We start from the raw sequence: 9,525 nt of genomic DNA, 5'->3' as shown, positions 1-9,525 counted from the left end.
AGTCAGGACCAGCTCGATGCTGTGGCCGACAGGCTCAACACCCGTCCACGCAAGACCCTTGGCTATAGCACCCCGGCCGATACACTAGCCAAGGCACTGTTGCGGTGACCGGTTGAATCCGCCGTCCTCTGCGTCCGGTTGTTGGGTTTAACTCTCCAACTCACAACCCCAGCAACACCTCCAGATCCTGCAGCGTGTTGGCCTCGTGCAGCGGCTTGTCCTCGCGGATGCGCAGCATGCGCGGGAAACGCACGGCGATGCCGCTGCGGTGCCGGCCGGAGCGGTTGATGCCTTCGAAGCCCAGCTCGAACACCAGCATGGGCTTGACGCTGCGCACCGGTCCGAACTTCTCCACCGTGTGCCGGCGGATCAGGGCGTCCACCTTGCGGAACTCTTCGTCCGTGAGGCCCGAATACGCTTTCGCGAAGGGCACGAGTTGCAATGCATCCGGCTGCGGCGGCTCCTTGCGCGCGATCGCCTCGACCACCGCGTCGGCCTCTTCCTTGCTGGCCGGCGCGCGATTCCACACGGCGAAGGTGTAGTCGGTGTACACCGAGGAGCGCCGGCCATGCCCCGGCTGCGCGTACACGAGCACGCAGTCCACGCTCATCGGATCGATCTTCCACTTCCACCACAGGCCCTCGGCCTTGGTGCGCCCCGTGCCGTAGGCGGCGTCGAGGCGCTTGAGCATGAAGCCCTCCACACCCAGGTCGCGCGAGCGTTCCCGGCGGCTGGCGAACTCCAGCCACGACGCTGCGGTCTCCACCGGCGACACCTTGAATGCGGTCGGCTGCAGCAGCGACTCCAGGCGCGTGCGCCGCTCCTGCTGCGTGCGTCCGCGCAGGTCCTCGCCATCCTGCTCCAGCAGGTCGTACGCCATGAAGCTGACCGGCGCCTCGGCGAGGATCTTCTTCGTGAGGTTCTTGCGGCCGATGCGCTGCTGCAGCAGCGCGAAGGGCGCGGGGCGCCCGCGGACCTCGCCGGTCTCCGGGTCCGTTTCCTCGCTCCACACCAGGATCTCGCCATCGAGCACGGTGCCGTCCGGCAGGCTCTGCGCCAGCGCCTCGATCTCGGGAAAGCGCTCGGTCACGAGTTCTTCGCCGCGCGACCAGATCCACACGCGCCCTGCCCGCTTCACCACCTGGCCGCGGATGCCGTCGTACTTCCACTCCACCATCCACTCGTCCACCGGGCCCAGCCGGGCGGCGAACAGCTCCGGCGGCGCGTCCAGCTGGTGCGCGAGGAAGAAGGGATAGGGCTGGCCGGCGTCGCGCTGCTCGGGGACGCCCTCCTCCGCCTGCGCGACGAGCTGTTCGTAGCGCTCGGGCGAGGGCATCGTCTTGCCGTCGGTGTAGCCCATCATCCGTTGCGCCACGCGCTTGGCGTCGATGCCCGCATGCGCGGCCAGCGCGCGCTGGACCAGCAACTTGCTCACGCCCACGCGAAAGCCGCCGCCCACCAGCTTGGTGAGCAGGAAGCGGCCCAGCGCATCGAGCTCCCACCAGTACTGCCCCACGCGCTTCGCCACTTCCTCGTCGGGCAGGCCGCGCAAGGGCAGCAGCCGGTCTTCCACCCACTCGGCGAGTCCCACGTCCGAAGGTTCGTCGCCGCGCGGCAGCACCAGCGCGATGGTCTCGGCCAGGTCGCCCACGGCTTGGTAGCACTCGTCGAACAGCCAGTAGTCGATCTGCGCCAGGTGGCACGCCAGGCCGACCAGCGACGCGGTCTTCACCACCTGCCGCGGCTTGCCGCCCGCCAGGAAGTAGACGGCCCACGCCGCATCGCGCGAGGGCGCCTCGGCGAAGTAGCGGGTGAGCGCTTCGACCTTCTCGTTGGTCGAGGTGGTGGCGTCGAGTTCGCTGAAGAGGCGGGCGAAGCGCTTCATGTCGGCGAACCGCAGGCGCGCGATGGCAGGGGCGCGAACGCCTGCGTGCCGGTCCGGCCGCGGCGCTTCACTTCGTTTCCTCCGGCGTCGTCGCCTGCAGGTCCGCCTCCACGACATCGTCGCCGTATTCCGTCTGGAAGGCCTCTGCCTGCAGCCCGCGTTCCTGCAGGTAGCGGACCATCGCGTTGGAGCTGCCGTGCGTGACGATCACGCGCTGGGCGCCGGTCGCGGCGATGGCTTCGAGCAGGCCCGGCCAGTCCGCGTGGTCCGACAGCACGAAGCCGCGGTCATAGCCGCCGCGCCGCCGGTTGCCGCGCACCTGCATCCAGCCGCTGGCGAACGCGGTCTGGGCGTCGCCGAACCGGCGCAGCCACGGGCTGGCCGCGGCGCCGGGCGGGCACACGACCAGGCAGCGGCGCAGGTCCGCCTTGTCCTTCACCTCCGTGACCATCAGCGTGTCGGGCAGCGAGACGCCCGCGGCGCGGTAGGCCTCGTTCAGTGGCCGGACCGCGCCGTGCACGATGATGGGGCCGATGGACGGATCGACGCCGTTCAGCGCGCGTTGCGCCTTGCCGAAGGAATAGCAGCACAGCACGCTGGCGCGCTGGTGGCTCGCATTGCGGGCCCACCAGGTGTCGATGTCCGCGAACACTTCGTCGTCGGGGCACCAGCGGTAGATCGGCAGGCCGAAGGTGGACTCGGTGATGAACACGTCGCAGCGCACCGGCTCGAAGGGCGCGCATGTCGGGTCGGGCGCGACCTTGTAGTCGCCGCTCGCGACCCAGACCGCGCCGCGATGCTCCAGCCGCACCTGCGCGGAGCCCAGCACATGGCCGGCGGGATGCAGCGACAAGGTGACACCGTGGTGCACGATGCGCTCGCCGTAAGGCAGCACCTGCAGCGTGATGTCGCCCAGGCGCGCGCGCAGCACGCCTTCCGCCGGCGCGGCCGCCAGGTAGTGGCCGTGGCCGAAGCGCGCGTGGTCGGAGTGCGCATGCGTGATCACCGCGCGCGCCACCGGGCGCCAGGGGTCGATGTAGAAATCGCCGGGCGGGCAGTACAGGCCCTCGGGGCGATGCACGACCAGGTCGCCCGCGGTCACAGGACCACCCTCCGCGCGACGCGCTGCGGGGTTCGCCTTGGGGCGGCCCGGCGGCTCACAGGTACTTCTTCCCCTGGATCATCAGCAGCACGCGCATGATCACGAGCGCGAGCCGCTCCTTCAGCCGCTGGAACGGCGGCCTGCGCTCGTAGGCGGCGGGATCCATCGCGCGGCCTTCGTTGGCGATGGCGTCCACCAGCCGGTCGCGCAGCCGCCGCGCGAAGCCCTCGTCCTCCACCACCACGTTGGCCTCGCGCGCGAGCAGGAGGCTCAGCGGATCGAGGTTGGACGAACCCACCGTCGCCCAGCGGCCGTCGACGACCGCGACCTTGGCGTGCAGGAAGCTGGGCGCGTACTCGTGGATGTGGATGCCCGCGCGCAGCAAAGCCCCGAACACCGGGCGCGAGGCGTAGTACTGCATGAAGTACTCGTAGCGGCCCTGCAGCAGCAGGTTCACCTGCACGCCGCGCCGCGCCGCGTTGACCAGCGCGCGCCGCATGCGCCCGCCGGGCACGAAGTAGGCGTTGGCGATGATGATCTCCGAGCGCGCCCGGCCGATCGCGCGCAGGTAGGAACGCTCGATCACCGCGCGATTGCGCAGGTTGTCGCGCAGCAGCAGGACGGCGCGGGCGTTGCGCGCGTCCTGCGGCACCGGCCGCTCCGGCTGCGGCGCCCGGTAACCTGCGCGCAGGCGCTCGAAGGCACCGCTCAGGCGCGCCTTGCGCAATTGGCCCACCGCCTCGATGCGGGACCATTGCCGCTGCATGGTGTCGTGCATCTGCCGCACCAGCGGTCCCTCCACGCGCAGGGCGAAATCGAAGCGCGGCGAAAGCAACGCGCCGTGGTTGGGATCGTGCAGATCGTCCAGGATGTTGATGCCGCCGCAGAAGCCGACGGTGCCGTCCACCACGCACAGCTTGCGGTGCAGCCGCCGCCACTGCCCCGGCGACAGCAGCCCGAACGCGCCCGGACGCGAGAACAGCGCCCACTCCACGCGCGCGGCGTCGAAGCGCATCTGCCAGAAGGGCGGCAGCTCCGGCGTGCCGAAGCCGTCCATGGCCAGGTGCACCGTGACGCCCCGCCGCGCCGCGCGCTCCAGCGCATAGGCGACGTCCGCGCCGGTGCCCGTCGTGTCGAAGATGTAGGTCTCCAGCAGGACCTCGCTGCGTGCGGCATCGATGGCCGCGACCAGCGCGGGAAAGAAATGGCGGCTGCCCTCCAGCAGCTGGAGATGGTGGCCGGCGCGCAGGGGCGGCATAGCGTGGCGCATGCTCGCCCGCTACAGCCTGAACTCCGCGATCAGCGGCAGGTGGTCGGACATGCGCCACCAGATGCGCCCGCGCGGGATTTCCAGGCCCACCGGCTTCATGCCGCGGGCGTACACGAAATCGAGCTGCGCGAGCGGCATGCGCGAGGGATAGGTCCACGGGCGCTCGCCGGCGAAGTCCTGCAGGCCCATCTTGTTCATGGCGGGCCGCAGCTTGGCGCCCCAGTCGTTCATGTCGCCGGCGACCACGAGCGGCGCCTTGCGCGGGATCTCGCGTTCGACATAGCGCGAGAGCTGCTCGATCTGCCGCGCGCGGCTGGCCGCGATCAGTCCGAGGTGCAGCACGATCACGTGCACCTCCCGGCGCCCGACCTCGACCTGCACGTGCAGCAGCCCGCGCTGCTCGAAGCGGTGGTCCGACATGTCCTCGTGGCCCTGCGACACCACCGGCCAGCGCGAGAGCAGCGCGTTGCCGTGTTCGCCATGCTTGGTCTTCGCGTTGGTCTGGTAGACCGCGAAGTAGCCTTCGGGGCAGAGGAATTCGGCCTGCGGCAGTTCCGGCCAGCGGGTGAAGTAGCGTTCCTCGCGGCGATGCAGCTTGCGCACTTCCTGCAGGCACACGATGTCCGCGTCCAGCTGCTCCACCGCATGCCCCAGGTTGTGGATCTCCAGGCGGCGCACGGGGCCGAGGCCCTGCACGCCCTTGTGGATGTTGTAGGTGGCGATGCGCAGGACGCTCATTGGATGAATTCTGGCAGCATCAGGATCGCCTCGGCGTTCGACGGCGAGAAGCACCGGTCGGCCGCCTCCCGCCAGGGCAGCCACTGGTAGGCCGTGTGCTCGCGCGGATTGAGCGTCACGGGCGTGCCCGCGGGCACGCACAGGCCGAACACGTGCTCGCGGTTGCGCGCCACGCCCGGTGCATAGCGGTGCAGGTAATGGGCGTAGATCGTGTAGACGTTCTCGATGTTCCAGTCGGTGAGCTTGCCGATGGAGGTGTCGATGCCGGTCTCCTCGCGCACCTCGCGGATCGCGGTTTGCTCGAAGGTCTCGTCCTCCGTGTCCTTGGAGCCGGTCACCGACTGCCAGGTTCCGGGTGTGTCGGCGCGATTGATCAGCAACACGTCCAGGGCGGGCGTGTGGATCACGACGAGGACGGACAGCGGGATCTTGTAGGGGCGGTCCGGGGTCACGCGCCACAGAATACGCGATGGCGAAGATTCGGGGCGTGCTGGCCTGCCCTTGGGGCCGGGTCAGGATGGGGCTGCCCCATCGCGGGCCGCCACGATCCGGCGAAAAGCCAAGGAAAAAGCGGCCCGAAGGCCGCTTTTCATTCGTTCCGCGGAAACGGTCAAGCCGCTGCGGGATTGCGCAACCGGATGTGCAGCTCGCGCAGCTGCTTCTCGTCCACCGGTCCCGGCGCCTGGGTCAGCAGGTCCTGGGCGCGCTGGGTCTTCGGGAAGGCGATCACGTCGCGCAGGGACTCGGCGCCCGTCATCAGCATCACGAAGCGGTCCAGGCCGATGGCGATGCCGCCGTGCGGGGGCGCACCGTACTGCAGCGCGTCCAGCAGGAAGCCGAACTTGGCCTTCGCCTCCTCCTCGCTGATCTTGAGCGCGCGGAACACCTTGCTCTGCACTTCTTCGCGGTGGATACGGACCGAGCCGCCACCGAGCTCGATGCCGTTCAGCACGGCGTCGTAGGCCTTGGCCAGGCAACGGCCCGGGTCGGTCTCGAGCCAGTCCTCGTGGCCGTCCTTGGGCGAGGTGAACGGGTGGTGCACCGCGTTCCAGCGCTGCGCCTCCTCGTCGAACTCGAACATCGGGAAGTCCACGACCCACAGCGGCTTCCACTGGCCTTCCATCAGGCCGTGGGCCTTGCCGAATGCACTGTGGCCCACCTTCACGCGCAGCGCGCCGATGGAGTCGTTCACCACCTTGGCCTTGTCGGCTCCGAAGAAGACCAGGTCGCCGTTCTGCGCGCCGGTGCGCTTGACGATCTCCGCGATGGCGCCGTCGTGCAGGTTCTTCACGATCGGCGATTGCAGGCCGTCACGGCCGGCGGCCACGTCGTTGACCTTGATCCACGCGAGGCCCTTGGCGCCGTAGATCTTCACGAATTCGGTGTAGCCGTCGATCTCGCCGCGGCTCATCTCCGCACCGCCGGGCACGCGCAGTCCGACCACCCGGCCGTCCTCCGCGTTGGCGGGACCGGAGAAGACCTTGAAGTCCACGTCCTTCATCACGTCGGTGAGCTCGGTGAACTCCAGCTTCACGCGCAGGTCCGGCTTGTCGGAGCCGTACAGGCGCATCGCATCGGCGTGCTTCATCACGGGGAACGCGGGCATGTCGACGCCGATCACGTTCTTGAAGGTGCTGCGGATCATGCCCTCGAACATCGTGCGGATCTCCTCCTCCGTCATGAAGGAGGTCTCCACGTCGATCTGCGTGAACTCGGGCTGGCGGTCGGCGCGCAGGTCCTCGTCGCGGAAGCACTTGGTGATCTGGTAGTAGCGGTCGAAGCCCGAGACCATCAGCAGCTGCTTGAACAGCTGCGGCGACTGCGGCAGCGCGAAGAACATGCCGTCGTGCACGCGCGAGGGCACCAGGTAGTCGCGCGCGCCTTCCGGCGTGCTCTTTGTCAGCATCGGCGTCTCGATGTCGATGAAGCCGTTGGCGTCCAGGAACTTGCGCACCTCCATCGTGACGCGGTAGCGCAGGATGAGGTTGTTCTGCATGTACGGACGGCGCAGGTCCAGCACGCGGTGCTGCAGGCGCGTCGTCTCCGACAGGTTCTCGTCGTCGAGCTGGAACGGGGGCGTCACCGACGGGTTCAGCACGACGAGCTCCTGCGCCAGCACTTCGATCTTGCCGCTCTTGAGGTGGTCGTTGACGGTGCCTTCGGGGCGCGCGCGCACCAGGCCCTTGACCTGGATGCAGAACTCGTTGCGCAGGCCTTCGGCGGTCTTGAACATCTCCGGGCGGTCCGGGTCGCACACGACCTGCACGTAGCCTTCGCGGTCGCGCAGGTCCACGAAGATCACGCCGCCATGGTCGCGGCGGCGGTTCACCCAGCCGCACAGGGTCACGGTCTGGCCCATCAGGGCTTCGGTCACCAGGCCGCAGTAGGTGGAACGCATGGATTGGGACATGGAAAAACTCTCAGGGGAAAGGACAAGCCGGCGGCGGGCCGGCTTCAGCGGTTCGCTTGGGCGGTGGCCGGGACGACGACGCCCATGGACACCACGTACTTCAGCGCCTCGTCGACGCTCATCTTGAGTTCGATGCAGTCGCTCTTGCGCAGCATCACGAAATAGCCGCCCGTGGGGTTGGGCGTGGTGGGTACGTACACGCTCACGTACTCTTCGCCGCGCAGGTAGGTCTTGACGTCGCCGCCGGGCGCGCCGGTGACGAAGGCGACTGTCCACACGTCCGTCCGCGGCCACTGCACCAGCACCGCGGTGCGGAAGGCATTGCCGCTTTCGGAGAACAGCGTGTCGGAGACCTGCTTGACGCTGGAATAGATCCCGCGCACCACCGGGATGCGGGAGACGATGCGGTCACCGAAGTGGACCAGCTGGCGGCCCACGAAGTTGCTGGTGACCGCGCCGACAATCAGCAGGATGCCCAGCGTCAGCACGACACCGAAGCCGGGGATGTGGACGCCGATGAGATGGTCCGGCTGCCAGGCTTCCGGCAGGATCTGCAGCGTCTGGTCCAGCGTTCCGATGATCCAGCGCAGCACGGCGACCGTGATGGCCACCGGCACGATGACGAGCAGCCCCGCCAGCAACCATTTGCGCAGGGCAGCCATCGCGGTCCTAGTGGCAGGCGCAGGAAGCGCCGCAGCCACCGGCCGACGCGCTCGGCGCGTCCGACTTGGTGCTGGGGGTGCTGGCGCTGTCGCTCTTGCCGCTGTCGGTCTTGCCGGCTTCGGCCGGCTTGTCCGCTGCCTTGTCGGCGGCCTTGTCCGGCGCGGACTCGGAGCCCGCGCCCTTGCTGCCGCCACGGAAGTCGGTCACGTACCAGCCCGAGCCCTTGAGCTGGAAGCCGGCAGCGGTGATCTGCTTGGAGAAGCTCTCCGCACCACAGGACGGGCAGACCGTCAGAGGTGCGTCGGAGACCTTTTGCAGGACGTCCTTGGCATGGCCACAGGAGCCGCACTTGTAAGCGTAGATGGGCATGGCTGTGTCTGGGCTAAGGGTGCAAAGCCTTAAATTATAGGCGAGCCCCCGGATCACAAGCCCTCGCGCCCCTCGGTGCCCGGCCGGCCCAGGGGACTTGCGAGCTCACCCGCTCAGGCGGGGCTGCGCCCAGCTTGCGCGGGCAGGCCCTGCACGTGGTGCACGGCCTCGTGGCGGTTGCGCAGCACCTGCGGCGCCAGCGAGCCGGCGATCATCCCGATGAAGCCGGCCGCGAGTCCCGCCAGCTGGCCGGGGAAGGCCTTGGCGAGCGCCTCGCCACCTACCTGCGGGAAGAACAGGATCCAGGCCGCCACGCCCGCCGCGACCGACACGATGGCGCCCTGGGTGGTCGAGCGCTTCCAGTACAGGCCCGTCACCAGCGGCACGAAGGCGCCAACCAGCGTCACCTGGTAGGCGGCCGAGACCAGTTCGTAGATGGAGGTGCCCTTCATTGCGATGGCGTAGGCCAGCACCAGCGCCGTGAAGGTCACGATGGTCGCCCGCATCGCGAACAGCTGCTGCCGGTCGCTCATGCGGGGCCGCAGGTTCTTCAGGATGTTCTCCACGAAGCTGGTGGACGGGGCCAGCAGCGTCGCCGACGACGTGCTCTTGATCGCGGACAGCAGCGCCCCGAAGAACAGGATCTGCATCACCAGCGGCATCTTCGTCAGCACGAAGGTGGGCAGCACGCGCTGGTAGTCGTTCTTCGCCAGCTCCATCGCGTGGTCGCCCATCACCACGACCGCACTCGCCACGATGAACATCGGCACGAAGGCGAACAGGATGTACGACACGCCGCCGATCACCGCACCGTTGCGCGCCGTCTTCGAGTCCTTCGCCGACATCACGCGCTGGAACACGTCCTGCTGCGGAATGCTGCCCAGCATCATCGTCACGCCCGCCGCGACGAAGAACGCCATGTCGGTGAGCGAGGGCGCGGGCAGGAAGTTCCAGAGGTCCTTGGGCGACGCCAGGGCCAGCACCTTGTCGGCGCCGCCGGCCAGGTCGGCGGAGAAGATGGCGATGATGGTGAGGCCCACCACCAGCACGATCATCTGGATGAAGTCGGTCCACGCGACCGCCAGGAA

The 9,525-nt window shown here is 68.6% G+C and carries 9 protein-coding genes and 1 pseudogene; 1 reads left to right on the top strand and 9 read right to left on the bottom strand.

Going from position 1 to position 9,525, the window contains the following annotated elements:
- A pseudogene (locus JJB11_RS25785) lies at positions 1-108 on the top strand (IS30 family transposase); the annotation flags it as partial.
- A gap of 52 nt (positions 109-160) precedes the next feature.
- Here JJB11_RS25785 and JJB11_RS25780 read toward each other — a convergent pair.
- From JJB11_RS25780 to JJB11_RS25740, 9 genes are all read right to left on the bottom strand, one after another.
- Positions 161-1,885 (bottom strand): ATP-dependent DNA ligase, encoded by a 1,725-nt coding sequence (locus tag JJB11_RS25780; protein WP_201178194.1) that lies wholly within the window; start codon positions 1,883-1,885, stop codon positions 161-163.
- 67 nt (positions 1,886-1,952) lie between these two features.
- The gene (locus tag JJB11_RS25775; RefSeq protein WP_201178192.1) at positions 1,953-2,987 is read right to left on the bottom strand and encodes a ligase-associated DNA damage response exonuclease; all 1,035 of its coding nucleotides are present in this window, start codon (positions 2,985-2,987) and stop codon (positions 1,953-1,955) included.
- 55 nt (positions 2,988-3,042) lie between these two features.
- Positions 3,043-4,245 (bottom strand): cardiolipin synthase ClsB, encoded by a 1,203-nt coding sequence (clsB, locus tag JJB11_RS25770; protein WP_201965112.1) that lies wholly within the window; start codon positions 4,243-4,245, stop codon positions 3,043-3,045.
- Between the two features lie 21 nt (positions 4,246-4,266).
- Positions 4,267-4,995 (bottom strand): endonuclease/exonuclease/phosphatase family protein, encoded by a 729-nt coding sequence (locus JJB11_RS25765; protein ID WP_201178188.1) that lies wholly within the window; start codon positions 4,993-4,995, stop codon positions 4,267-4,269.
- Positions 4,992-5,447, bottom strand: coding sequence for a dihydroneopterin triphosphate diphosphatase (gene nudB, locus JJB11_RS25760; RefSeq protein WP_201178186.1), 456 nt, complete (start codon positions 5,445-5,447; stop codon positions 4,992-4,994). The genes JJB11_RS25765 and nudB overlap by 4 nt, the downstream gene beginning before the upstream one ends.
- 158 nt (positions 5,448-5,605) lie before the next feature.
- On the bottom strand, positions 5,606-7,393 hold the full coding sequence (gene aspS / locus JJB11_RS25755; RefSeq protein WP_201178196.1) for an aspartate--tRNA ligase: 1,788 nt from the start codon (positions 7,391-7,393) through the stop codon (positions 5,606-5,608).
- Between the two features lie 56 nt (positions 7,394-7,449).
- The gene (locus JJB11_RS25750; protein WP_201178184.1) at positions 7,450-8,067 is read right to left on the bottom strand and encodes a DUF502 domain-containing protein; all 618 of its coding nucleotides are present in this window, start codon (positions 8,065-8,067) and stop codon (positions 7,450-7,452) included.
- Positions 8,068-8,074: 7 nt separating this feature from the next.
- Positions 8,075-8,437: an FmdB family zinc ribbon protein gene (locus tag JJB11_RS25745; protein WP_201178182.1), complete on the bottom strand. Its 363-nt coding sequence runs from the start codon at positions 8,435-8,437 to the stop codon at positions 8,075-8,077.
- Between the two features lie 113 nt (positions 8,438-8,550).
- On the bottom strand, positions 8,551-9,525 hold a 975-nt coding region (locus JJB11_RS25740; RefSeq protein WP_422917868.1), incomplete at its 5' end, for a sodium:solute symporter family transporter.

Source organism: Ramlibacter ginsenosidimutans, from assembly GCF_016654015.1.
Taxonomy (GTDB): domain Bacteria; phylum Pseudomonadota; class Gammaproteobacteria; order Burkholderiales; family Burkholderiaceae_C; genus Ramlibacter; species Ramlibacter ginsenosidimutans.
This window is presented reverse-complemented; position numbering and strand designations above follow the sequence as displayed.